17 protein-coding genes and 4 pseudogenes are annotated in these 25,361 nt (G+C 44.8%); 3 read left to right on the top strand and 18 right to left on the bottom strand.

The features are described 5' to 3' along the window. From FTT87_RS12955 to FTT87_RS12895, 13 genes and pseudogenes are all read right to left on the bottom strand, one after another. Nucleotides 1–786 (bottom strand): annotated as a pseudogene (locus tag FTT87_RS12955) (IS4-like element ISAba33 family transposase); the annotation flags it as partial. A gap of 318 nt (nt 787–1,104) precedes the next feature. Further along, the gene (locus FTT87_RS12950; RefSeq protein ID WP_180042838.1) at nt 1,105–1,737 is read right to left on the bottom strand and encodes a response regulator transcription factor; all 633 of its coding nucleotides are present in this window, start codon (nt 1,735–1,737) and stop codon (nt 1,105–1,107) included. Further along, nucleotides 1,734–4,664, bottom strand: a complete 2,931-nt coding sequence (locus FTT87_RS12945; RefSeq protein ID WP_180174958.1) for an ATP-binding protein — start codon at nt 4,662–4,664, stop codon at nt 1,734–1,736. The genes FTT87_RS12950 and FTT87_RS12945 overlap by 4 nt, the downstream gene beginning before the upstream one ends. A 257-nt stretch (nt 4,665–4,921) precedes the next feature. Next, the gene (gene dmpG / locus FTT87_RS12940) at nt 4,922–5,944 is read right to left on the bottom strand and encodes a 4-hydroxy-2-oxovalerate aldolase (RefSeq protein WP_180042836.1); all 1,023 of its coding nucleotides are present in this window, start codon (nt 5,942–5,944) and stop codon (nt 4,922–4,924) included. Nucleotides 5,945–5,954: 10 nt separating this feature from the next. Then, complete coding sequence (locus FTT87_RS12935) at nt 5,955–6,905, bottom strand: acetaldehyde dehydrogenase (acetylating) (protein WP_180042835.1); 951 nt, start codon at nt 6,903–6,905, stop codon at nt 5,955–5,957. Nucleotides 6,906–7,013: 108 nt separating this feature from the next. Then, nucleotides 7,014–7,805, bottom strand: coding sequence for a toluene degradation hydratase TodJ (gene todJ, locus FTT87_RS12930; RefSeq protein WP_087013805.1), 792 nt, complete (start codon nt 7,803–7,805; stop codon nt 7,014–7,016). 120 nt (nt 7,806–7,925) lie between these two features. Continuing rightward, a complete protein-coding gene (gene bphC / locus FTT87_RS12925) occupies nt 7,926–8,801 on the bottom strand; it encodes a biphenyl-2,3-diol 1,2-dioxygenase (RefSeq protein ID WP_087013802.1) in 876 nt (291 codons plus the stop codon). Nucleotides 8,802–8,816: 15 nt separating this feature from the next. Then, the gene (bphB, locus tag FTT87_RS12920; RefSeq protein WP_180042834.1) at nt 8,817–9,644 is read right to left on the bottom strand and encodes a cis-2,3-dihydrobiphenyl-2,3-diol dehydrogenase; all 828 of its coding nucleotides are present in this window, start codon (nt 9,642–9,644) and stop codon (nt 8,817–8,819) included. Continuing rightward, a complete protein-coding gene (locus tag FTT87_RS12915) occupies nt 9,641–10,873 on the bottom strand; it encodes an NAD(P)/FAD-dependent oxidoreductase (protein ID WP_180042833.1) in 1,233 nt (410 codons plus the stop codon). Before FTT87_RS12915 ends, bphB begins: the two co-directional genes overlap by 4 nt. Further along, nucleotides 10,873–11,196 (bottom strand): non-heme iron oxygenase ferredoxin subunit, encoded by a 324-nt coding sequence (locus FTT87_RS12910; protein WP_180082102.1) that lies wholly within the window; start codon nt 11,194–11,196, stop codon nt 10,873–10,875. Before FTT87_RS12910 ends, FTT87_RS12915 begins: the two co-directional genes overlap by 1 nt. 8 nt (nt 11,197–11,204) lie before the next feature. Further along, entirely contained in the window at nt 11,205–11,768 is a 564-nt protein-coding gene (locus FTT87_RS12905) for an aromatic-ring-hydroxylating dioxygenase subunit beta (RefSeq protein ID WP_032489607.1), read from the bottom strand. A gap of 130 nt (nt 11,769–11,898) precedes the next feature. After that, nucleotides 11,899–13,251 (bottom strand): aromatic ring-hydroxylating dioxygenase subunit alpha, encoded by a 1,353-nt coding sequence (locus FTT87_RS12900; protein WP_180042832.1) that lies wholly within the window; start codon nt 13,249–13,251, stop codon nt 11,899–11,901. A gap of 87 nt (nt 13,252–13,338) precedes the next feature. Continuing rightward, the gene (locus tag FTT87_RS12895) at nt 13,339–14,169 is read right to left on the bottom strand and encodes an alpha/beta fold hydrolase (RefSeq protein ID WP_180082101.1); all 831 of its coding nucleotides are present in this window, start codon (nt 14,167–14,169) and stop codon (nt 13,339–13,341) included. A gap of 606 nt (nt 14,170–14,775) precedes the next feature. On the opposite strand from FTT87_RS12895, the pseudogene FTT87_RS12890 reads away from it, so the two are divergent. Continuing rightward, a pseudogene (locus tag FTT87_RS12890) lies at nt 14,776–15,522 on the top strand (IS66 family transposase); the annotation flags it as partial. Nucleotides 15,523–15,672: 150 nt separating this feature from the next. On the opposite strand, the gene FTT87_RS12885 reads toward FTT87_RS12890, so the two are convergent. Beyond that, nucleotides 15,673–17,166 (bottom strand): OmpP1/FadL family transporter, encoded by a 1,494-nt coding sequence (locus FTT87_RS12885; protein ID WP_373423524.1) that lies wholly within the window; start codon nt 17,164–17,166, stop codon nt 15,673–15,675. A gap of 805 nt (nt 17,167–17,971) precedes the next feature. Here FTT87_RS12885 and FTT87_RS12880 point away from each other — a divergent pair. Then, nucleotides 17,972–18,417 (top strand): annotated as a pseudogene (locus FTT87_RS12880) (ISNCY family transposase); the annotation flags it as partial. 318 nt (nt 18,418–18,735) lie between these two features. Here FTT87_RS12880 and FTT87_RS12875 read toward each other — a convergent pair. The 4 genes from FTT87_RS12875 to FTT87_RS12860 form a co-directional block, all read right to left on the bottom strand. After that, nucleotides 18,736–19,863 (bottom strand): ABC transporter permease, encoded by a 1,128-nt coding sequence (locus FTT87_RS12875; protein ID WP_180042831.1) that lies wholly within the window; start codon nt 19,861–19,863, stop codon nt 18,736–18,738. A gap of 1 nt (nt 19,864) precedes the next feature. Then, complete coding sequence (gene rbbA, locus FTT87_RS12870; RefSeq protein WP_180082100.1) at nt 19,865–22,621, bottom strand: ribosome-associated ATPase/putative transporter RbbA; 2,757 nt, start codon at nt 22,619–22,621, stop codon at nt 19,865–19,867. Then, complete coding sequence (locus FTT87_RS12865) at nt 22,618–23,679, bottom strand: HlyD family secretion protein (protein WP_180042829.1); 1,062 nt, start codon at nt 23,677–23,679, stop codon at nt 22,618–22,620. Before FTT87_RS12865 ends, rbbA begins: the two co-directional genes overlap by 4 nt. A gap of 171 nt (nt 23,680–23,850) precedes the next feature. After that, nucleotides 23,851–24,765 (bottom strand): cation diffusion facilitator family transporter, encoded by a 915-nt coding sequence (locus FTT87_RS12860; protein WP_180174957.1) that lies wholly within the window; start codon nt 24,763–24,765, stop codon nt 23,851–23,853. Nucleotides 24,766–25,276: 511 nt separating this feature from the next. Between FTT87_RS12860 and FTT87_RS12855 the strand changes: the two are divergent. Continuing rightward, nucleotides 25,277–25,361, top strand: a pseudogene (locus tag FTT87_RS12855) (IS5/IS1182 family transposase); the annotation flags it as partial.

The following is a 25,361-nucleotide window of genomic DNA, read 5'->3' as shown; positions in this document are numbered from 1 at the left end:
GACAACTAAATAACGTTTCGATTTCCCAGCGTAATGCATAATCACGAATAGCAGAAGCATTAAACATAGGAGAAACAACAAGTAAAAGTTCTCCATCTTCTAATCGTAGCGCACTAATATACAGTTTCACTCGACCAACCCAAATACGTCGTTTACGACATTCAGTTTGACCAACTTGAAGATGACGAAATAAATCACTAATTTTATGATTCTTGGCTAAGTGATTGGTCACAATAAAGTTTTTTTAACACGTATACAGAAGTTAATGTCATTTTCAATTAACCATGTAAACCATTTCTCACCGATAAATTCTCTGTCTGCAAACACATTCACAATACGATCTTTACCAAAAATGGAGATAAAGCGTTGAATCAAAGCAATACGCTCTTTTGTATCTGAATTTCCACGTTTATTGAGCAATGTCCAAACAATAGGTATCGCTATTCCACGATAGACGATGGCTAACATCAAGATATTAATATCTCGTTTTCCCCATTTCCAATTAGTTCTATCCAAAGTTAATTGGACTTTATCGAATGAAAATATATTGAAAATTAACTGAGAAATTTGACGATAATCGAAATACTGATCTGCAAAGAAGCGTTGTATACGTCGATAAAATGATTGTGGTAAGCACTTGATGGGTAAGGCTTTAGATGCAGAAGAAAGATTACATGTCTGTTTTACAATTAATGCAAGCATAATCAGTGTAAAACATTTTGCATGTGACTTGTTCCACTTTAGATATTTGTTTAAGATGAGATGTAACTCATTGAAATGTGTCATCATATTCGTCGTCAGAAAACAAGTATTATGCCATTATTTCAATGAGTTATCTTTTTTTGTCGTGTACAAAGATTTAATGTAATTTATGTTGGTGAACATTGCCAAGATATTTAATTGCAGGAATTACTGGAAGCGGAAGTTCATACTAAATATGTTGTGGTTCTGACTAAAATATCGATGGCAGTCTAGCTGTAAATTTTGCTGAATAGGTATTAAACCTCCCCGAGCAGCAATAAAATTATTGACCTGAAATGGCACTGGTTGCCAAACTGAAACTGTGAGGTAATGGAAAAATCTGAGGTTCCAGCGTAGAACCCACTATGAAGAATTACTACTTAGGCTATTCTTAAGCCGCTCGGTTACTCGAACTAGATCTTGGACTGAGGAGACTTTCATTTTCCTCATTATATTATAACGGTGTACTTTTACAGTAGCTTCCGATATACCAAGTTCTAATGCTGTCTGTTTATTTAGGTATCCTTGTAAGACAAACTTAAGTACCTGTTGCTCGCGTTTGCTGAGACTTTCATAATTTTCTTTAAGCTCGCTAATTTGGGGAGCATTTGATCTCTGCTGAAGCGCTAACTTAAGGGCAGTACGAATAGCACCAAGCAGTTCCTCTTCTCGAAATGGTTTAGTGAAGAAGTCTACCGCACCCGCTTTGATCGCTTTAACTGCCATTGGAATATCACCATGGCCGCTAATGAAAATAATAGGGATCTGCTCACCAAGCTCTGCTAATTTTCGTTGCACATCTAAGCCGCTCATCTCGGGCATACGAACATCCAGAATCAAACAGCCACAGGTAGACCAATTGACATCGCTAAAAAATGCGCTAGCAGATGAAAAACACTCAACACTCATGCCAACCGAGCGTACCAAGCTGCTGAGGGCTTCCAGTACTGCATTATCATCATCGAGAATATAAATTAAAAATCCGTGATTATTCATGTATCTGATTCCTTTCTAGCAGGGATGCTTACCATAAAACAAGCACCTCCCTCAGATGGGCACTCCACCCATATTTTTCCATTATGTACTTCAGTGATTGTAAGACAAATTGCTAACCCCATTCCAAATCCTTCTGTTTTGGTTGTGTAAAATGCATCAAATAACTGCGACACCTTACCAGCTGAAATACCTGGACCTGAGTCCTTCACAGAGATAATAAGTGCATCACCTGTATCGTTACCAGAGAATGATAGCGTTAGCTGCCTAATTTCACAGTCTCCTTGGTTGATCGCTTCTATAGCGTTCATAGCCAGATTTAATACTAACTGTTGAATCTGTACAGCATCTCCCCATATTTCAGGAAGTACTTCATCGGCCAATACATTTAAATTTACACTATTACTCTGACTAGGCGCCTTAAGTATCAGATTTGTATCTGCTACCATTGCTTTTAGATCAATCCGTTTGATCGCTGCCTCTTGTCGCTTTAGAAAGGATCGTATCATACGGATAATTTCCGCTGCACGGTCGGAATCTCTGGTAATACGAGCGAATGCCTCTTTAGCCTCTGAGATGTTATATGACTCTTTACCTAACCAGCGTGTACCAGCATTAGCATTAGTCATGATCGCCGAGAGTGGTTGGTTTATCTCGTGTGCAATATAGGCTGAAAACTCCCCCATCGTAGCCGATCGGGAAACGTGGACAAATTGTTGCTGCAATTGATTGAGAGCTTCCTGTGCTTGCTTCCTTTCAGTAATATCATCGATGATCTGCAGAATAACTTGAGGCTCACCGGAACGTGGAGGCATCAGCGAAACACGGGAATTAACCCATATCATAGAACCATTTTTGCATAGATAAGAGCGTTCCACATTGTATTCCTCTCCTCCCCCCTGAAGCAAATTAGCAATACGCTGTTTCATCTGTGCACTTTCCCCAGGTGGCGTCAATTGCTCCATAGAAAGTTTCGCCAAATCTTTTTCCTCATATCCTGTCATGCGTTGGAATGCAGGATTGGCATTGAGTATTCGGTTTTCCGGATCGGTCAGTACAATGCCAGCTGCAGAGTTTTCATAAACTGCTTTCCAACGTGCTTCCGAGGCAGATAATGCAATATTACTCTGCTGAAGGCGGTGGCGACTTCTAATCAGGCGGTGAGTAAGTACCGCGATATCATCTCCCTGATCGGATAGCTCCCCACGCAGTGCATCGCCTGCCACCTTCATAGATACCAGGTTGCTTACACGTGCTCGTAGCTCGTGAGCGGAGAATGGCTTAAGAAGAAAGTCCTGTACAGACTCAGAAAGCAATTTCACACGCAATTCTTCATCTGACTTGGCCGACAACACCATGATCGGAATATGTGAAAGTTCATCTTTTTTACGTACTTGATTAATCATCATATCGCCACTCATAACAGGCATCATCAAGTCTGTAATCAACAGGTCTGGCGGCATGCTGGACATCAACTCCAGCGCCTTTGCTCCATCAGCTGCAACATACACTTGATAGTCGCTGCTTAGGCAGTCCTTTATAAAACCACGCATATCTGGATTATCATCAACGATTAGCACCCGAGGCTGGTCGGATTGAAACGGAAGCACCTCAGCCTCATCTACCGCATTTGACATCAGCAAAAGGTACTCATCAAAATCCACGACCTGTGGATTATCTTTTCGCTGTAAGGTGTTATTCGCAACATAAGCATCTTCAGGTGCATTCAGTGGTAGCTTTACCTGAAAAAGTGCTCCTCCGCCCGGGGCATCACTTACAGAAATTGTTCCTCGGTGTAACTCAACGAACTCTTTCACAATAGAAAGACCTAAGCCTGTACCCTGCGTAGCTTGTTGACCTTCCTGATTTAACTGGTGGAAACGTTCAAATATCTCTTTACGCAGTTTAGGAGGAATACCAGGTCCACTATCAGACACAGTAATCAAAGCATAATTGGGTAGATTAAAACTAAGACAGCAGCGGATAAGCCCCCCATCAGGAGTAAATTTAAAAGCATTAGAAAGTAAGTTAAGGATAATACGTTCGTATTTCTCACCATCCACTTCAGCAATCATCATCTGCGCGGGCAGTTTAATATCAAACGTTATTGATTTTTGCTGGGCTATTCCTTCAAAATTCGAGCCGATAGTACGGGTCAGCTGACTGAGATCAACTCTCCGATAGGAAAGCCCCATCTGCTGGGCATCTATTTTCGCCAAGTCAAGCAATGTATTAACCTGTTTCAACAGGGTTCTTGCGTTACGTTGAATGACCTCAAACTGTTTCCAATAAGGTGATTCTCCTCGAGGCTCTGCTGCCATAACAGCTTCCAGTGGTCCTAGAATTAAAGACAGTGGCGTACGCAACTCATGGCTTACCTTGGCAAAAAAATCACTCTTCTGCTTATCTAGCTTTCGAATATATTCAACTGATTGCTCTAGCTCCTGATTCTTTAACGCCAGCATAGCTTCGGCTTTCTTTTTATCGGTAATATTACGCCCTTCAGCAAGAAGGTAAATAATTTCACCTTCTTCATTTCGAATTGGTAACAATGAAAAATCGACCGCTATTATTTCTTTACCATCTGCCTTGCCAAGAATCTCAACATCACATCGAACAAATTCACCGGATGATGCAGTTTCAATAAGTCTCTTTTGGGTGGCCATTGTTTTTTTTGAAAGTTGCCACCAAGGTGTCTTCCAGAACGGTTTACCTTGAATATCTTCTAGAGTAATACCTGCTCCTTCCAATGCGACTTGGTTGACTTCTAGCACATTTCCCTTGGCATCAAGAAGGCCAACGAATTCGTAGAGCCCATCAAATATAATGCGTGTATGTTGTTCTTGCATCAACTCAGCAGATCCTTTTTCCTTGAGGCTGATATTATAATGATTATTTTTTAATCTATTTGATGCTTTCTTCTGTCCCAAAAGCTCATCCTTGATAATTCACATAATTCCGACTGTTTCAGTCTAGATCATACCCCCCATCTCTCATCCTGAGAATACTTTTTTAGCGTTTAAACAATAATCATCTCAAGAATATTCAACTCATTCCTCAGAACAGTAAAGGGGAAATAGAGAAACCAACGTAACTTCATTACATTGGTTTCAAGTTCATCTAAACAATGACGAAGTAATACCCCATTCCGTAAGTATTTGCTGAATACTTATTAGTCAGAATGAATTCATGCTTGTTCCTGCTGCTTGAGCAAATCAAGCGCTACATCAACGATCATGTCTTCTTGACCACCAACCATCCGACGGCGCCCAAGTTCGACTAAAATATCTACAGTTTTAAGCCCGTATTTATGAGCAGCCAACTCGCTATGACGCAGGAAACTACTATAAACACCAGCATACCCTAGAGCTAAAGTCTCGCGATCAACACGTACAGGACGATCTTGTAATGGGCGAACCAAGTCATCGGCTGCATCCATCAACTTATAAAGATCAGTACCGTGATTCCAACCCATCCGTTCCGCAGCAGCAATAAACACTTCTAGTGGCGCATTTCCAGCACCAGCACCCATGCCAGCTAAGCTTGCATCTACACGGTCGCAACCATTTTCTACAGCAATAATGCTATTGGCTACCCCTAGACTCAAATTATGATGTGCATGTATTCCGGTCTGTGTCTCGGGTTTTAGTGTGTCCTTGAAGGCACGGAAGCGATCCCGTACACCATTCATGCTCAGTGCACCACCAGAATCAACTACATAACATACTGTCGCACCATAACTTTCCATTAACTTGGCTTGCTGCGCCAAGTTTTGCGGTGTAGTCATGTGACTCATCATCAAGAAGCCAACAGCCTCCATACCTAAGTGACGCGCATACTCGATGTGCTGTCTGGAAATGTCAGCCTCCGTGCAGTGCGTAGCAACGCGCACCACACGCACACCCGCTTCATAGGCAGCCTTAAGATCATGTACAGTAGCAATGCCTGGCAAGAGTAATGTTGTAATCTTGGCATGCTTGACCACACTAGCCACGGCTTCAATCCATTCTAAATCCGTATGAGCACCAAAGCCGTAATTGAAACTACTTCCCTGTAAACCATCACCATGGGCAATTTCGATAGAATCGACCTTGGCATCATCCAGAGCTTGTGCAATCTGCTTAACTTGATCCACTGTATACTGGTGGCGGATCGCGTGACTACCATCACGCAGTGTCACATCAGAGATGTAAATTTTCTGTTGAGTCATGGTGATATCCTTATTCAACCTGAGAATCGAGCATACGCACAGCCATTTTCTCTGCGGTACGTAATGCAGCGCTGGTCATGATGTCCAAGTTACCTGCATAAGCTGGCAGATAGTTTGCGGCACCCTCTACTTCTAAGAAAATTGAAGTCTTGAGCCCACTCATACGTTCTCCAACACCAGGAATATTAAACGGGCGATCGGCCTCAATGCGGTCGAACTGTACGTATTGCTTTAATCGATAACCTGGGACATATGCCTGTACTGCATCCACCATTGATTGCACTGACTCTTTAATTTGCTCGATGTCAGCGAAATCACTAAGTGTATAGATAGTGTCTCGCATCATCAGTGGCGGTTCAGCTGGATTTAGAATGATGATTGCCTTGCCTTTAGCAGCTCCACCTACCGCCTCAATCGCCTGTGAGGTAGTTTCTGTAAACTCGTCAATATTGGCACGAGTACCAGGTCCAGCACTTTTACTTGAGATACTAGCGATAATCTCTGCGTAATGTACCTTAGCCACACGTGATACCGCGGCAACCATGGGAATAGTAGCCTGCCCTCCACACGTGACCATATTAACGTTGGTTGCATCTAAGTGATCATCACCATTGACCACTGGTATACAGTAGGGTCCAATGGCGGCAGGTGTCAGATCGATCATGCGTAATTGAGGTTTACGCTCACGTAACAAAGCCTCATTTTTCACATGTGCGTTGGCACTTGTAGCATCGAATACAATATCGATTTCATTGAATATCGGCAAACGCGTCAACCCTTCTACACCTTCGTGAGTGATTGTTACCCCCATGCGCTGGGCGCGTGCGAGCCCGTCCGATGCAGGATCGATGCCAACCATCGCTCCCATTTCAATGTTTTTCCCCTGCCTAAGTATCTTGATCATCAGATCAGTGCCGATATTGCCACTACCAATAATAGCGGCCTTGACTTTACGGGTCATAATGAAACTCCTTTAATCATTAAGCCATCGCGTCCGGTCGCATAACGTATAATTATTTACGCAAATTCCGGAAATTTTATGATTGAAGATGGGCTCACTTGCATGCTTCTATCCCTTTGCAAAATTAGCGGTCACCGACCCAAGCCCTTCTATCCGTACATTAAATATATCGCCTGCTGCGACGGGCACCATCGGACCGAGCGCACCTGAAAGAACTGTGTCACCAGCACGCAATGGACGACCCAGCTTAGCCATGACTTTAGCCAACCAAAGAACTGCATTGAGCGGTGATCCTAGGCAAGCAGCTCCAACTCCAGAGGATACCAATAATCCTTGTCGCTCCATCACCATCCCTGCATGGCGTGAATCAAAATCGCACAGCCGCTTTGGCATGGAACCCAATACGTACAGACCCGATGAAGCATTGTCAGCTATAGTATCCGTGATACGAATATCCCAATTCGCTATACGTGAACCCACGATCTCGATCGCTGGAACTGCGAATTCAATGGCGCGAAAAAGGTCAGCCACCGTCAAATAGTCATCGTCAAGATCACGTCCCAAGACAAAGGCTATTTCGGCTTCGACTTTAGGTTGAAGCACATCATTGAGAGAGATTTCCTCACCCTCTGTACGTGCCATGTCAGCGAACAACATCCCATAATCAGGCTGTTCCACTCCGAGTTGTTTTTGCACTGCGACTGAAGTCAGTCCAATCTTTCGTCCAACCAGTCTTCGCCCCGCATTCAATGCTCGTTGTGTATTGACCTCTTGCACAACATAAGCCGCTTCTAAATCCATCTCACCTATTAGATTGCGCACTGGCGCAATAGCTGTGCCCGACAGTGCGGCCTCATGCAGAAAATCAGCGACTTTGTGTACGTTATCTGGTTCATTCATGCTTATATCTCTCCTTGATTAACACCGTCTATAATCCTTATTTATGCTACCCTGCTGTCCAAAACGTTCGTCTTATGAGCATGCAAATAAAAGTAGGACTAGAGCTGCTAGACTGACCGATCATGCGGGCGCCTGAAACTTGTGTCCCCATATGCTGATGCGATCATAGCGCACCACTGACCAGTCTCGGTTTACCTCACGTGCACCCCAGCCGTACTCGACTGCGAAGCCCGAAGGTGTCGCACCATAGAACGAAATCATGTGATCGTTAGTATGTCGGCCAAGCGTCATGACCACCTCACGGTCCTCATAAAATTTGTCATATGCCAAACCCACGTCATCCATACCGTTAAGTTGCAGCATAAAGTGATGAAGCCGTTTTGATCCTGGCAGCTTAGCAAACGCAAATGAGTGGTGACGACCATTGCAATAAAAGAAATAGAGAGTAGTGGACAACCCGTCGCAAATAGTCCAGTCAATGACATCGGCAAGCTGAAGGCCCAATGCTTTGGTATAAAAAGCGAGTGCTTCATCCACATCCGAAACGTTCAACACATAGTGACCGAAACCCTGGTTTCCAGTTTGAAATCCGGAAACACCGGTAGGTGAGGTGAATGGCTGTTCGAACAACTCTGTGCCGCCATAATATACCTCGACACGATTACCGAACGGATCGTTACACGAAATCAATCCGAGCACACCGCGCTTGGCGATTAATTCCTGTCCCTCGACCTTGACTGTAACGCCGAAGGCCTCCAGTCTTTGCTTGACCTCCTGCAATCCCTGTTCACTATCCACCTCGTAGCCAGCAAAAAGATAGTCATCAGCAGATCCTTTGCTGACCGACAGTCGCCAGGCACGCGAGTCGATTCGAAACGTCGCCTCCATTTCGCTGGCTGAAGCTTCCATCATCCCTAACTTGGTCGTGGCGAAGGTACTCCATTTAGGTACATCTACGACTTCAAAGCCCAAGTAACCCAATCTTTTAATACTCATGATAATTCTCCTTTATCAACCGAAGTGCTTGTCAAGCTGTGTACCAAGACTAGATTCGAACAAACCACGCACACCCATGCCACCATCGCAATTCAATACGCTACCAGTGAGCGGAACAGTGTCACCACGAGTCGCGAAGAAGACATAGGCACCGGCGTATTCCTCGGCAGTAGCAGCCCGCCCGGTCGGAAGAACTGATTTCAGCATGTCGTCCAATGGAAAGCTCGAAATGCTCTTATCTTGTAAATCAAGACTCTTCAACCCTCGTAGATCACTCCCCAAAATGCCACCTGGAGCTATACCGTTGACCCGGATACGAGGTCCCCATTCGTGTGCAAGCTGCTTGATCAAACCAATCACGGCATGCTTGCCAGCCGTATACAAAACACCACCTCCGCCCGGATAAAAACCGGCATTTGATACCGTGAAAATCGCGCTACCTTTGCTTTGATAAAGGGCAGGTAGCGCCGCTTTTGCAGCTAAGATGTAGCCCTTGACATTCACATCGAACATTTCCTCGAATGCCTCAGATATGATGTCGTCAGGAATATCCACCAGTTGGGTCAGGTAATCCCAAACACCAGCATTACCGACTAAACAGTCGAGCTTGCCAAATTTTTCAACGCAACGAGCCACAGCCTCACGATGGCTGTCGAGTAAACGTACATCTCCTTCAATCCCTACGATTGAATCTCCATGGCGCTCCTTTAACGCTTCCAGACCTGCCGGAGATTTATCTAGTACTGCAACACGTGCACCTTCTGCAACATAACGATCAACGATGGCTCTTCCCAAGCCTGCGCCACCACCTGTCACCAAAATTACTTCATCTTTAAGTTTCATTTTTGATTCCCTTCATTCGCACGAACAATATCGCGCATATTATTTGACACATCTGCCAGCTTTTCTGGCTCAATTATGACTTGAGCTTCCACTAATCGATTTGCGAGTGCGAAATCACGAGGTGCATCAACGGCTACAACCGCTTGAATCCGTCCATCTAGCAGACGGAACAATAAAGCAGAGCCACTGCCCAAGGTTCCGCGCAAAACATATTCACCCGGTCCTTCGATATCACCAGCCATTTGCATTCGATGTCCCGCAATCTCCGTCCATGACACTGGCAATTGCGGTGCTGATACTTCTTTTCCTAGAATGGCTTTAGCAACTGCTGTAGCTTGGCGCTGAGCATTCATATAGGTTTCAAGCGAGCGCTTTCCGCCTGAATGAAGTGGCCAAGTGGCTACATCCCCAACCGCGAATATGCCTTTAGCAGGTGTCGCACCTCTATGATCAACAACGACACCACGATCACATTCCAAACCGGCTTGACGTGCGAGTTGATCTGCAGGATCTGCCCCTACGCAGATAAGTGCGTTATCAGCAATAAAGCTACGCCCATCATTCACCATCACTTTTTCAAGCTGACCTTCGCCTGAAAAACCTGAAACTCCAGTTTTTAGTTCTACCTGCACACCCTGTTCAGTTAACAAACCACGTAGCCAAGCACCGATACGTCGTCCAAGAACACGAACCAACAGTTCATCACCAGCTTCAAGGATCGTGACAGAAAGACCAAGCTTGCGAGCCGTTGTTGCTACCTCACAACCAATCAACCCACCGCCTACAATGAGCAACCGAGTATTAGGTGTCCAGCTATCACGTAATAACTGCACATCACCATAAGTGCGTAATGTCACGACACCAGGCAATTGACTGCCGGGTAAAGACAACATCCGTGCTCGACTTCCAGTTGCAATAACGATAGCATCAGCAGAAATCGTGCTGCCATCATTCAAACTGATCATTTTTTTCTGTGTATCTAGGTCAGTAACTTCTGAGCCAGTCAGCATCTCGATGCTGGCTTCACTGTACCAATCTGCCTCGGCCAGTCTAGGTGGCTGCTCAAAGCTTCCATCAAGGACGGCCTTAGACAAGGATGGTCGGTCATAGGGAAGATGCTGTTCTTCCCCAATCAGTGAGATTCGTCCTTCATAACCTTCGGCACGAAGGGCTTGCGCGGTGGTGAACCCAGCTACGCCATTACCGATGATTGCAACATGATTAGCCATCACTTTAGCTCCCCATTGTCAAGATCAACGTGTACCTCATCACCTTCTATCTTGATAGGGTATACTTTGATAGGTTTACAAGCAGGCAACGCTTTCACTTTCCCAGTTCGCACACAGAACTTCCCAAAATGCAACGTACATTCGACGACATCACCATCAAGGTATCCATCTGATAATGCCCAGTCTCCATGCGTGCAGGTATCCTGAACTGCGAAAAATTCACCATCGACGTTACAGACCATCACTGGTTCTGATCCACCTTCATAGCGTTGCATTTCACCAGGTGGCAAATCACTTTGCCGCAGTATATATGTCCAAGTCATGACATCTCCTAGAAGAAGAAACTGAGGTTATTGGCTAGGATGGTGCTTTGGTCGATCAGGATTGTCCGATTGACTATCTCGAATCCAGCTTCACCCTTGTTACGACGCAATCTGTCGCGACGCTCTCCAGCAAAGATATCAAGTTGTCTTTCCAAGCGATTGCGGTACACGATGAAGGTACTGGAGATTTCGTATTCTCCTTCTACTTCTGTGGGAATGATCATCACATTGCTCACAATATGTCGTGTTCTTGACGCAGGATTCTCGGACCAACTTACGTCAGAAGTAATCTTACGCAAACGCCCTTTCATCATTGTGGCGTCATCATCAAAATGCGCATAGTCTCGCAAGCCCGAATATTCAAGGCGTGAATCACGCATGATTCGTGTGGTGCGGATAGGCATGAAGTAGTGAATGTCTTTGGCAAGTAGTGCGAACCATTCATCAAAGCGGCGATCATTGAGAAGCTTAGCTTCCCAATAGTAGAACTGCTCAATTTCATTTTGCAGTTCAAGTGCTACCGGTGCAGGTTTGCGAAGAAAGAGGTCAGCTCTGTTGACTGAATCAATCATGGTCACTCCTTTTTGGAATCGTAATCATTCCTTGTAGATTTCAAATGGATAGTCCACCGCATCCAATTTGGTTATGAATCAAATGCGGCTTCTAACTGGCACCACGATGTGGCGCTAGCTGTCGTTAGGTTTAACGCGTCGCCTTTAATGCTTCCCAGTCTGGTGAGGTCATCATTTTCAGCCAATGTGCATATAGTCCACGAGCAGCTTCTTCGCTATACACGTTGTTACATATACGACCAGGGTAAATTGGATCGTTATCAACGGTTTGCCCCATACTCATCTCAGCATTGAATGGACGGCTACGTGCCTTATGACCTCGCAGAATATGCTGGATTTCAACCCAGTTCTCGCCGTCATCCTGCTCGAATACACCACCGGCAGAGAAGGTACGTAGTGTCTGACGACGAAACTCTTCCTTAATATCATCTGGAGCATCAGCATCGACGACTGTAAATGCCCACACTTCAACCTCGTTCGGCCCGCGTGGATGCCATGTTCGGATCGTATTGACACCTGGGAGGAAGGAACACGTAGGAAAGACAGTCATGTGCTCAACCATGATTTTCGTGCCGCGCTCTATACTACCCAGACGCTCGGCCGCCTTTTCCGCCGCGGGGCCTTCGGTCAAGTAGCTGGTGACCTTCGGCCCCATGATGGCAAGCATCAGGTTGGGGTCGCCAATATAGAAGCCACTGCCATGCCCACCCCATGATGCACGGTACTGCTTGCCAAATTTCGGCGGTGCAAGATCAGCCAACTCAAGATCTTCTGGCAGACCAGCAATGATTCCAGATAAATGTGATGTAGTTCCGGCATGGTACATGTCACTACAAAACTGCTCTGCTGCGAATTTCCAGTTACAGGGAATAACCCACTTCTGTATACCTGGAATCACCTCAGTGCCTGCCTCAGTACGGTCGAGCATGTGGTCCATGTAGAACTTCGCCTCGCCGAGATATGTATCAAGGTCTATGGCGTTTTCATCCCAGTTGGCAAAAATCAGACCTTTGTAGGTTTCTACTCGAGCCTTCAGTGGACTCCATTCCTTCTTGTCTAAGCAGGCGAAGGATTCGGCCTCGTAAGGCACATTGATAAGATTGCCAGCAGTATCGTAAGCCCACCCATGGTAACTACAAGTAAATGCCTTCGCGTTTCCAGCATCCGAACGACAGATACGCATACCACGATGGCGGCACTGGTTCAGGAACACAGCGATACTGGCATCCTTCTGTCTTACGACCACGACAGGATCTTCACCCATATAGGTCGTGAAATAATCACCTGGTTTACGAATGTGAGTTTCATGCCCCAATAGGAGCCATGACCGAGCAAATACACGTTCTAGTTCGAGTTGGTACAGATCCTCATCGGTATAAATGCGCGGATCGATACGTCCAGCTTGCTCATCAAAGAGCGTTTCTATCTCACTGGTCTTCCAATTTTTGCGCACTCTAATAGGTGTTGTTTCTGTCTGATTCATTGTCTTCTCACTTTTTAAAGTAGTGGATAGCGGGTAATTACAGGTGATGCATTTTCAGAATGGATGATCATTCACATTTTTTTGAAATCAATCATTAGCGGTGAGAAAATCATTGACCAAGCGGATAAAATTCTTGTTTTGCTCGATCTGCACCCAATGGCCACATTTACCGAAAACGTGTAATTGCGAGCTTTCGATCAGTTGGTTCAGCCGCAACGATGTTTCAAGAGGAATCACACGATCGTCGCGACCGTGTAAGATTAGTGTTTCATGCTGGATAGCTTGAATGTCCTGATCGGAACTAGCTAATGCATCTACCCAGCGCTGCCGCGGAGCAGGGAACATGGAGGCAAAAGCCTCTTGAAAGCCGGGTCTAATACTCGCCTTGTAGCGTAGCTCCGCCAGCTCATCAGAAATGAGACTTCGGTCGTAGGCGAAATAGTCCATGACTTTGCGCATATTTGGCACGGAGGGCTCATAACCCCAGACTGCATCGAGTCCATCCGTAAGCTCGAATCTCACACCAACGGACCCCATCAGCACCAACCGACGAACCCGATGTGGAAATCGGATAGCAAAGGCCAATGATAAGGCACCACCGAATGAATTTCCGACAAGATCGACACGGTCTAGTTCCAGCGCATCAAGAATTCCAATCAAATGAGCAACCCAAGACTCGATTCCGTAGTGAATTCCTTGTGGTCGTTGCGTAAAGCCGAAACCCACCATGTCCGGTGCAATGACGCGGCGGTGCTTGGACAACTCAGGCATGACCGTCCTCCAGTTCGCCCAAGCGGTCACACCCGGGCCTGAACCATGAACAAGCACGACAGGCTCACCAGTACCAACATCATGGAGATTGGTTTCAATTCCACCAGCTAAGACCATGCGGCCAAGCTCTTCGTTTACATTCGTCATCAATTACGCTCCTTGTCCTTGGAGTTTAAAAATTTTGTTATGGGAAATGCAGTATTTATTTGACTATGCTTTTGCCGTAAAATCTCTATTACAGCCAAGTACAGATAGATGCATCTGCACGTGTGTGCTCAGATCAAAAGAAATCGTTAAATTGATCTAAAATCCTTGTCAAAGTCATACTCACTACTGAATAAGTAAGCAAACACCACCTAACTGCATGTACGATATTACAATCATGACCTAGCGGAATATTGTTTTTTGGCTTATAGGTTTATAGAGCGATCGCAACTTTTATAAACGATGGTTTATACATCTCCTGATGAATATGCACCTTGGCCTAAGCACTTTGCTGTTTTCGAACAGACTGGCCGGAAATGGGTGTCAGAGAAATATGCAAATCAGATAAGTGATCTACACTGGAACACCAAATTTCCGCCAGCACTTTCATAGCTTTTTTTCAAAAATTAAGAATTAAATGCGGATTGACTAAACCAGGTAATTTATTATTGTTTTGCAATATTATTGTGCATACCAAGGACTAGATAACTTTGGTTATCAAGCTTATTTGACTAAATGTTCTAAATACAATGGATGCCCCATGTCTAGGCCTATGCCACCACCCAGGACGATCCAGTTCAGGCAGTGATCTATGACTTTCAGGATAGCCGTTCTGGTCAACATGCTAAAGATTTCCTGAAAGGCTGGCAGGGTTATTTGGTCTGTCTGTGATGATTACAGTGGTTATAAAGCACGCTTTAAATCAGGTAAGATCATTGAGGTGGGCTGCATGGCCCATGCACGTCGTAAATTTAATGAACTACATGTGACCGGGAAAAGTCAAATCGCTGAACAGGCATTACTGTTGATTCAGAAACTGTATGCGATAGAAGCAGAACTCAGGAAAAAGACAGATACTACAACAGAGCAACGAAGCAAATACCGGCAACAGCATAGCCAACCAGTAATGCAATATGTACGAATGGCTCAACCAACATCATCTGACGGTGCCCTCAAGTTCAGCCACTGCTAAAGCCATCAATTACAGTCTGAAGCGCTGGCAAGCCCTCTGCCTATATTTGGATGATGGTAATCTACCCATTGATATGAGCAGCATTGCTGCGCAAGGGATAGAAAACCAAATGAGCTGGGCCTTGGGACGTAAAAACTGGCTGTTTGTTGGCTCACTGCGCAGTGGTCAGCGAGCTGCCAACATCATGACCCTGATTCAGTCAGCAAAACTGAATAGGCTGGATCCATATGCCTATTTAAGTGATGTGCTGAAGGCTGCCAACACATAAAGTAACCCACATAGAAGAATTACTGCCACACTGCTGGAAACCTGAACCTAATTAAAAATAGGCACGGGGTTCAGCGGGCACTTACTATAATCATTTCAAAAGGTTATGTTTTTTGTCTTGCTTGAAAAAACTTTTGTTCTAACTCTTTGATTCTTTGTTTGGGTTTGGGGAATAAAAGTTCCAAGTCTAAGAATGAAACTTATGTTTAAAACTTAGTAGTGAATATTAATGCGCCAGCAAGCTGTGCATGTGAGACCTCAATTGGCTTATCTGTATTAGGTTGAGCATTATTCAATGCTTTTTTCTTAAACCCATACGCCAATGAAAAATCCACAACACTTCTTGGGGTTACAGAATAACTTAGCCCACCTGTCAAATTAGTAGTAGGTGTCGAAGGAATAATCGATAGTATGCCCTCCTTGGAATTTGCCATTTGGGCATAATGTAGCCCTGTACGGAATGTCCACTTTGGATTAGCTGCATACTGCATACCCAATGAATACACATTAGAGTCGCGATAATTAAGTGGCAAATTAATATCCAGATTATCTTTGCTGTCATTTTGTTCAAAATGAACTTTCAGATTATCCATCACGTCATTCCAGAATACACGTTTGTAATCAAATGAAATCATGGTCTCTGAATTGATTTGCTGATTTATACCAATAGTCAATGCAGCTGGCATTTCAAAATCACGCAACTTAGCCTTGCCAGCAAGCGAAATTGGACCTAATGATCTACTGACTGCTGTTAAGTCTGCATCACCAGATAAATCACCAACATTGGTTTTAAAGTTATATGCAATACCTACTGTGGTTTTCGATATAGGTTTATAAGTAAGTCCTACACGCCCACCTAATCCCCAGCCATCTACCCCTCCACCCACTGTCTTTCCATTATTGATATCTAAATAACCTGCTGACAACTCAGGAATACTCAATAAATTTGGCACCAATGAACCAGAAATATTTTTCTGTACTGCCAAGGTTTCAATTTGAGATGTATCTAAAAGAAAACCTAAATTAACTGCCGTCCAAACGGCATCAAGAGAACCACCAACGGATAACTTTTCATTGACTTCATAAGCAAATGAAACGGGTATACGAAGTACAAGCAAACGTGAAAAACTATCTAGGCCTGTATTAATACTATTTGTTGTAGTTCTTGATAGAAAACTTTCCCTACCAAACTGAGTTCCGACTCCATCTGATGCATATGCACCTATTCCTAGCGCATAGTCATCATTTCGCCAAACAAATGAGAGTTCTGGTCCAATATAAGGACCATTGTTTCGACCGTGGGAATGTGATTGTGCCGTTTCTCCTGTCGCTATATTTTTGATTTTCAAATCTGCAGTAATAATATCCAGACCAATACTCGCATATCTTCCGGTTTCAAATGCTGATAATGTTGCTGGATTAATCAGCATGGCTCCAGGGCCTATATTATACGCAACTCCCGTTCCTCCCATACCCTGAGATATAGGACCTGTGCCTACAAGATTAAAAGCATCTGTAGCCCATGTTTGGCTAGTTAAAGCCATAAATAAGCCACTAAAAATACTTATTTTGTATAATCTTTTTTTCATACGTCTTTCCTTGACTTCTTGTTTTGTGGAGAAGTTAAAATTAATTTTTTCCATCTGTGAATTTATTGACAAAAAATGTTCAAATACAGCACCATTGTGAGTAAGCTCCACAATTGCGGCACCAATTAATGGTAGAACGCAATACATATAAGCTTCAACTTCATCATTAATTACGCTCCGCGTCCTTGGAATTTAAAATTTTTGCTATAGGAAACTACTACATTTATTTAACGAGGGCTTGCCACAACATCTCTGTACCTGCCAAGTACGATGGCATCTTCACGAGCTCTCAAGCCAAAAGAAATTGCCAAATTAATCCAGGAATCCTTGTCAAAATCATATTCATAAGAAAAGTGGGCTAAAATCACCTTACTGCATATACCTTATTTCAATCGCAACCTAGGGGACATTATTTTTTGGCTTATAGGTTTATAGAGTGAGTGCAACTTTAATAAACAATGGTTTATACATTTCCTGATGAATATGCACCTAACTAGGCCTAAGCACTTCGCTATTTTCGAATAAACTGGCCGGAAATATGAGTCTGAACCGTACCGGATTTGTCGGCGACCACTTTTCCTGAGAGGTTTATGCAACAAAGCCCCTCTTAACTGAAGAATAAAGACCGATCACTCATCACTGCTTGCCAAATTCAGGATTCCACAGCTAAATAATTTTTATCAAATAGTCAAAAATAAAAATAATAAAAACAGAAGCATATTTTATGTTGGTTATTATTGTTGAATTTTAATGCATATTAAAGTGACTAACTTCTTATTACCCTGCCCTACTTTAAATTACACTACCAAATATTAAAGCAATAAGTATATGTTTTACATATATTTAATATAATACAATTTAAATATATTTAATATCATTTATGTCGGTGAATATGCCTGAGGTCATGATTTCAGTGTTTTATCCCAATAACTTACACCGAACTGTCACTGAAACCGCTGAGGAATTAGATGATATTTTTACCTGGCGTGAACCCCGCAGAGTCACAAATAGCCTGACCATTACGTATGATAAATGCGTATATCTTTTGGAGGATACAGCAGAAAATCAGAAGCTAATCGGTAAATATCTTGAGTTTATAGAATACCCAGATGGTACTGTCGCCATCATGTATGAAGGACGGAAGATCAATTACAGCATCTTCGATAAGTTAAGCAAGCTCAACCAGCGAGAGATCATTGAGAATAAACGTTTGGATTATGTGCTGGCGCATATTCAACAACGGCATGAAGAATTGGAACAGCAAAACAAACACAATCATTCTCAAAAATGCCAAGAAGACGTGCACAGAAAACAGCAGTTCAACAACAAAATCTGAACCCTGTTCTTGACTCTTGCAGTTAAAAACAGGACATTTTAATTGGTGAATAACGGTTTTAAGATTACGTTAAGATCATTAGCTTACATTGAGTCATACCCTCTAGAACGACCTCGTTCAACCGACTTAGAAACAAGTCGGTTTTTTTATGAGCTTTTTTGACACTTCCTGCTAATAAAAGGTTATTTTTTAATCAAATTGGGAATTTTTTCAATGTTCCCGGCCTTTCCAGGGCAAAAATTATCCCCAATTTCTGTGGACAACTCATGGGATAAAAAAAACTGTATTTACGGGAAACTTAACGATATTTAAAAATACTGATATTTATCCGTCCCTGGTTATACTCAGGTCATGGTATGAATCGTATCCTTAAAACGTTTCCAGGCCACATAGAAAAACAGCACGGCAATTCCAACCAGCCATAGAAATGACGGCCAAACGATATTTAGCCCGGCATTTCGATACAAAATGGCCTGGGCCAGTTCAACAAAATGCGTGGTTGGGGCGATCAGCATCAGATACTGTAATACCTCTGGCATGCTTTCCCGCGGTGTCATCCCGCCTGAGAGCATTTCCATCGGGATCAGAATCAGCATCATCAATAAACCAAACTGTGGCATCGATTTCGACATGGTGGCAAGATAAATGCCCATCGAGGTAGTGGCAAACAGGGTCAATAATGCCCCAAAGAAGAAGAGCAACAGGTTCCCTTCAATCGGAACCTGTAAGGCAAACTGTACCACCAGTTTCAGCCCGGTAAAAGCCGCAATCAATACCACCAGACTCATAGACCAGACCTTGGACATCATAATTTCAAACACCGTGACTGGCATCACCATCAGATGTTCTACCGTGCCGTGCTCACGCTCGCGAATTAAAGCTGCTCCGGTCAGAATGATGGACAGCATCGCCACGTTATTGATGATTTCCATGACACTGCCAAACCATTTTTGGTCCAGCAACGGGTTAAAGCGGGCACGCATCTCCAGTTCAACCGGCATGCTGCTCACTTCCCGGCTATGCAACACATATTCACTGACTTCGGACTGAATAATCTGCTGAATATAGCCAGCCCCGGTCATCGCCTGAGACATGCGCGTGGCGTCGACATTCACCTGAATCGCCGCTTCTTTTCCTGCAAGCACATCTTCCTGAAAATTCACCGGAATATTTAGAGCAAAGGTAAATTCCCCAGCATCCATTCCAGCATCCATATAATTCAGTTCAGTACTTTGTGGAATAAAATACGGTGGATAAAATGCCGAGGTAATTCGCTCGGACAAGGTTGAATGATCTTCATCTACAATTGCAATCGGAGCCATGTTCAGGCTATCGGTCATGGCGGTGGCTGCCGTATAAATTGCCACAGTAAAGGTGTAGATGATCAGGATCAGCATGACCGGGTCACGCCATAGACTCCACAATTCCTTGCAACCGAGCTGGTAGATATTCTGTATCTTCTGACGGAACATCCTAGGACTCCTGTTTTTTTAGCGCCAGGATTGCCGCACACATAATGACAGGCACTGACAGCAAGATTACCCAAAGAGACTGATGCAAGTCCTGAAAACCTAAAGCTTTGTTAAATACGCCACGGCTGATATTCACCATATGTGTAGCAGGATAAATCCCACCAAACCAGCGGCCAAATCCTTCTAGCGAGGAAACCGGATTAATAATACCAGCAAACTGCATCACTGGAATCAGCGTACCCAGCATCACCAGAAACATCGAGGCAATCTGGCTTTTGGTCAGGGCGGAGGCCAATAAACCCGTGCCTGTAGAAAAAATGATAAACAGGAAGGAAGCCAGGGTCAGGGTCAAAAAACTGCCTTTGATCGGTACATCAAACATCACCACAATAATCAGGCACATCAGGACATAGTTCAGCATGGCCAGCACGACGTAGGGAATCTGTTTGCCGATCAGGAATTCACTACGGGTGACCGGGGTGACATACAAATTCACAATCGAACCCAGCTCTTTTTCCCGCACCACAGACAGCGCTGTCAACATAGCCGGAATCAGCAGGATGAGCAGCGGAAATAAGGCCGGTGCCATTGCAGGCAGGCTCTTGATATCCGGGTTATAGCGGAAGCGGGTTTCAACATTGACTGTACTCGATATTTTATACCCGCTTTGCTCCAGCACCTGCTGCATCAACCAGTGTGCATGAATGCCCTGTACATAGCCCTGAACCGTCTCGGCACGCTGGGGCATGGCACCGTCGATCCAGGCACCAATCTTGACATTTTCGCCTCGGGCCACATCCCGGGCAAAACCGGGCGGAATCTCGATAGCTAAAGCAATATCGCCGCTACGCATGCGCTGGTCCAGATCATCATAACTTTGCAAAGGTGCCTTTTCGACAAAATAAGGCGAACCAGCGATACTCATGTTGTAGTTCTGGCTTAGCCCGGTCTGATCCCGATCCAGCACAGCAAAAGTCAGACCATCCACATCCATGGTGATGCCATAACCCATGACAAACAGCAGGATAATTGAGCCGACCAGCGCCATGGTGGCACGAATCGGATCACGAGCCAACTCTAGGGATTCACGCCAAGCATAACTAAGCAGCCGTTGCAGACTGAATCGGCTGGATTTTCTTTGCTGCGTCTTGAGGGGCAGATGATCGGCTGAACTGCTTTCCTCCTGTTCTTCCGCTACAGTCTGGCTGCCCGCACCGGCATCCAGCAGATAGCCAATAAAGGCCTGTTCCAAAGATACAGCCTGCCGGTTCTGCATCAGCTGTGCCGGTGCAGCACTGTCCAAAACCCGACCGGCATGCATCAGCGACATACGGTCACAGCGCTCGGCTTCATTCATAAAGTGCGTGGAAATAAAGATGGTGACCCCATCTTTGCGCGACAGGGTGATCAGATCATGCCAGAATTTATCCCGGGCAATCGGGTCCACGCCTGAGGTCGGCTCATCCAGAATCAGAATTTCCGGATTATGCACCAGCGCTACCGCTAATGACAGACGCTGGCGGATCCCTAGCGGCAAGTCATCCGGCAATTTGTCTTTCAGTTCCATCAAATCGAAACGCTGTAGCATCTGCTCAACACACACATCAATCTGTTCTGCCGGCACATGAAACAGTTTGGCATGCAGTACCAAGTTCTGGATAATCGTCAGTTCACTATAGAGTGAAAAGGATTGCGACATATACCCAACGCGACGACGGGTGGACATATCACTGCCTTGCACTGGTTGCCCGAACAGCCAGGCCTGCCCTTCCGAAGCCTCCAGCAATCCGGTCAAGACCTTCATCGTGGTCGACTTACCACAACCATTGGAGCCTAAGAATCCAAAGATTTCCCCACGCCGGATTTGAAAATTGACATGATCCACTGCGGTAAAGTCACCAAATTTGACTGTCAGGTCCTTAGCTTCCAGCGCATAACCATCCGAACCATCATCCGCTAAAGGCGGAATCACCACCGGCTCATAACCCTGTTTCTTTTCCACGGGCAAAAGCTTGATATAGGCTTCTTCCAGACTGCGGCTGTCGGTCTGTGCCAACAGTTCCTCGGGACTACCAGTTTGTAGGATGCGACCTTCATCCATCATCGCCAACCAGTCAAAACCCTGTGCTTCATCCATATAGGCAGTCGCCACAATCACACTCATCTGTGGGCGGACACTACGGATACGGTTAATCAATTCCCAAAATTGTGCACGTGCCAAGGGGTCAACCCCGGTGGTGGGCTCATCCAGGATCAGAAAGTCGGGATCATGAATCAGGGAACAGCACAGACCAAGTTTTTGTTTCATCCCGCCGGACAGTTTCCCGGCCGGACGATCGAGAAATTCATACAGTCCCGTACTTTTGGTCAGTTCATCAATACGTTTTCGGCTTTCAGCAGCATTATGTCCAAACAAACGGGCAACGAACTGCAGGTTTTCTTCAACCGAAAGGGTTTTGGACAAGTTCTTGCCCAAGCCCTGCGGCATATAGGCAATATGCGGACAGACTTTTCTGCGGTGCTTTCGGTCGGCAATATCTCCACCAAGCACCATCAAGCGGCCTTGCTGGACCACCTTGGCACCAGCCAGTAATGCCAGCAGGCTGGATTTTCCCACGCCATCCGGGCCGATCAGACCAATCATGCAACCCGCAGGCAATGCCAAGGAAATCTCCTTTAAGGCTTGGGTTTTGCCGTATTTGAGACTGACCTGCTGAATGTCGGCAACAATGGTGCCCTGTGCAGATGCTGCTGTCATGATTTAACCAGATTACTGAGGAATGCAGGCCAAGGCGCATTCTCGTCAATTTTGATATAGGCTACACCCGGAAGACCAGTTTTGACTTGCTGGATGTATTTCTGCAACAACACTGGATCAATTTTTGCTTTAATACGGAACATCAGTTTCTGACGTTCACTTTCAGTTTCCACCGTCTTCGGCGTGAATTGTGCAGTATCCGCGACAAACGATACCTTGGCAGGAATCACCACATTTTTGGCCGCATCCAGTACGATACGGACTTCAGTACCTATCGCGATACGTCCAGCCACGGTTTCCGGCAGGAAGAAAGTCATATACACATCAGACAGATCGATCAGGTTCATGACCCGTCCACCTGCCGCAATCATTTCACCCGGCTGTGCCACCAGAAACTGGACACGTGCCTTCAAGGGTGCCTTGAGCTGGGCATCTTCAATATCGAAATTGATCCGCTCGATTGTGGCCTTAATGGCATCGACTTGCGAGTGTGCACTCGACACCTGGCTGCGCGCGGCAACAATCGCACTTTGTGCACTGTCCACTTGTGCTCTTGCCGCACTCAGCACGGCTGCAACACTTTTGACATCAGCGCGCTCATCATCCAGCTGCTGTTTAGAGACTGCCCCGTCTTTGGCCAGAATTTCGGTTCGTGCCAGACGATTTTTAGCAGCGACCAGTTCGGTTTCACGCTGCTCGACCATGGCTGCAGCTGCAGCTTTTTCACTGATACGCATGGCCACCTGGGCTTCTGCGGTCGCAATGCCGTCCTGTGCCTGACGCTGCTGGGCCTGAACTTCACGCAGCTGTGCTTCTAGTGCAGAGACTTTAATCCGTGCCAAAACCTGGCCTGGTTCAACAAAATCGCCTTCCTGTACCAAAATTTCTTCCAGCTGACCAGACAATTTACTGGAGATATTGATTTCAGTCGCTTCAATCCGCCCATTGCCACTGACTAAAGCCTGTGTATCCGGCTGGTTCATGTTTTTCCAGACCAGATAGGCCACCAGCCCCAGAACCATAATTGCACCGACAACAGCGAGTTTCTTTATATTCATGTGCCTGCTTACCCAAATTTTATTCTAAAGACATCTTTCAAAATTATTTTATAGGAATCATGTCACCCTCAATATGCAGCACAAGGTAACAGTTGAGCGGATAAAGTGACTTTTCGCTGTCAATCCGCTGTGGTTTAATACTCAGTCGCTTAAGTTGTGTACCCAATTAAATTAAACAGGATCCATATGAGTAATGACATCAATCACCTGATGCTTCTTCATCACCAGATTTCTCGCATTCACTGAAATATCATGTCCTTGACGAACACTCAGATTTCCATCTACCTCAATATGTGCATCTACGATAATCATATCTCCCATTTTACGGGTCCGAATATTATGCACGCCTTGAATACCTTCAGTGGAAAGGAAAGTCTGTTCTATGGCCTGAATTTCATGTTCATCTGCCGCCCGGTCCATCAAATCACTTAATGCTTGCCAGCCAAATTCCCACCCCATTTTAATAATCATCAAACCGACCACAAGGGCAGCAATCGGGTCAAGAATAGGATAACCGAACAAGTTTCCTGCAATCCCGACCAGCACCACCAAAGATGAAGCGGCATCAGAACGGGCATGCCATGCATTCGCTACCAACATACTTGATTTGACTTTTTTGGCAACTTTCAGCATGTAACGAAACAATAATTCTTTGCCTACCAGGGCCAGCATGGCGATATACAAGGCCACTGACTGTACTTTCGGAATCTGTTCCGGATTGAGAATTTTATTGGTTGCCATAACCAGCATTCCAATGCCGACTCCCAACAAAAGCAAGCCTAGAATAAAAGAGGCTGCGTTTTCAAAGCGGTAATGACCAAAAGGATGATCGTCATCTGCCTCTTTTTTACTGTGATGGTTGGCAAACAGTACAATAAAATCAGCCACCAAATCACTGAGGGTATGAATACCGTCTGCAATCAGGCCTTGGGACTTGGCAAAAATCCCGACCACAATCTGAAAGATCGATAAAACCAGGTTAACCCCTACACTCACCCAAGTGGTTTTACTCGCTGCCTGAGCACGCTGTTTTGGACTAATTAAATCATCTTCATGGGTGTCATCGTCAAAATGCTGTACAGACATCGCTGCTCCAGTCGCTCAGTTCACTTGATTATTATCGATTATATATCAGTATGATGGGGTATGAGCTTTATCAAGCACGCATTTTTCTTCAACAAGGCATGCCAAGGTATTTGCAAGTAGAAAAGAGAGAAATAACCCCATTGTCCCAAACTACCTGAGTTCAACTTAATTTGAATGATGATTGAGTATGTTTTAAATGTCGATATTTTCAATATTCAAATAAAAAGGAATGTAATACGCTGAAAAAGACCGAGGTGATGAGTGCTATTGTTGTAATGATCTCTCCATTATAGGTTGTATTCTGCCAGATACAATTTGCAGCGTATCTTTGCTTTTCAGGACCATATACTGTTGCAATGCAAACGCATGAATAAGCTGTTGATACGTTAACAGACCATTGTTTCAGTCCTGATGATTATAACCGAGAATATTTTTTAGCCAACCTGTTTAAATTAAAACCTGATATCGATAGACCTCTTGCGAAAGTCAAAACCACCTCAATCTAAGTTTCATGAGATATCAGAACTTAAACCGTTTTTCAGATTCTGAATTTAAACGCTTGGTTGGCGTACCTCGACCAGTTTTTACCGAAATGG

The organism is Acinetobacter sp. YH01022, assembly GCF_013420235.1.
Lineage (GTDB): Bacteria > Pseudomonadota > Gammaproteobacteria > Pseudomonadales > Moraxellaceae > Acinetobacter.
The sequence above is the reverse complement of the archived record's forward strand: the minus strand, read 5'-3'. Positions and strand labels throughout refer to the sequence as shown.

What these genes read in the sequence shown, in the direction of transcription:
- FTT87_RS12950 (WP_180042838.1), bottom strand. Translation starts at nt 1,737, where the DNA reads ATGAATAATCACGGATTTTTAATTTATATTCTCGATGATGATAATGCA.
- dmpG (WP_180042836.1), bottom strand. Translation starts at nt 5,944, where the DNA reads ATGACTCAACAGAAAATTTACATCTCTGATGTGACACTGCGTGATGGT.
- FTT87_RS12935 (WP_180042835.1), bottom strand. Translation starts at nt 6,905, where the DNA reads ATGACCCGTAAAGTCAAGGCCGCTATTATTGGTAGTGGCAATATCGGC.
- todJ (WP_087013805.1), bottom strand. Translation starts at nt 7,805, where the DNA reads ATGAATGAACCAGATAACGTACACAAAGTCGCTGATTTTCTGCATGAG.
- bphC (WP_087013802.1), bottom strand. Translation starts at nt 8,801, where the DNA reads ATGAGTATTAAAAGATTGGGTTACTTGGGCTTTGAAGTCGTAGATGTA.
- bphB (WP_180042834.1), bottom strand. Translation starts at nt 9,644, where the DNA reads ATGAAACTTAAAGATGAAGTAATTTTGGTGACAGGTGGTGGCGCAGGC.
- FTT87_RS12915 (WP_180042833.1), bottom strand. Translation starts at nt 10,873, where the DNA reads ATGGCTAATCATGTTGCAATCATCGGTAATGGCGTAGCTGGGTTCACC.
- FTT87_RS12910 (WP_180082102.1), bottom strand. Translation starts at nt 11,196, where the DNA reads ATGACTTGGACATATATACTGCGGCAAAGTGATTTGCCACCTGGTGAA.
- FTT87_RS12905 (WP_032489607.1), bottom strand. Translation starts at nt 11,768, where the DNA reads ATGATTGATTCAGTCAACAGAGCTGACCTCTTTCTTCGCAAACCTGCA.
- FTT87_RS12900 (WP_180042832.1), bottom strand. Translation starts at nt 13,251, where the DNA reads ATGAATCAGACAGAAACAACACCTATTAGAGTGCGCAAAAATTGGAAG.
- FTT87_RS12895 (WP_180082101.1), bottom strand. Translation starts at nt 14,169, where the DNA reads ATGACGAATGTAAACGAAGAGCTTGGCCGCATGGTCTTAGCTGGTGGA.
- FTT87_RS12875 (WP_180042831.1), bottom strand. Translation starts at nt 19,863, where the DNA reads ATGTTCCGTCAGAAGATACAGAATATCTACCAGCTCGGTTGCAAGGAA.
- rbbA (WP_180082100.1), bottom strand. Translation starts at nt 22,621, where the DNA reads ATGACAGCAGCATCTGCACAGGGCACCATTGTTGCCGACATTCAGCAG.
- FTT87_RS12865 (WP_180042829.1), bottom strand. Translation starts at nt 23,679, where the DNA reads ATGAATATAAAGAAACTCGCTGTTGTCGGTGCAATTATGGTTCTGGGG.
- FTT87_RS12860 (WP_180174957.1), bottom strand. Translation starts at nt 24,765, where the DNA reads ATGTCTGTACAGCATTTTGACGATGACACCCATGAAGATGATTTAATT.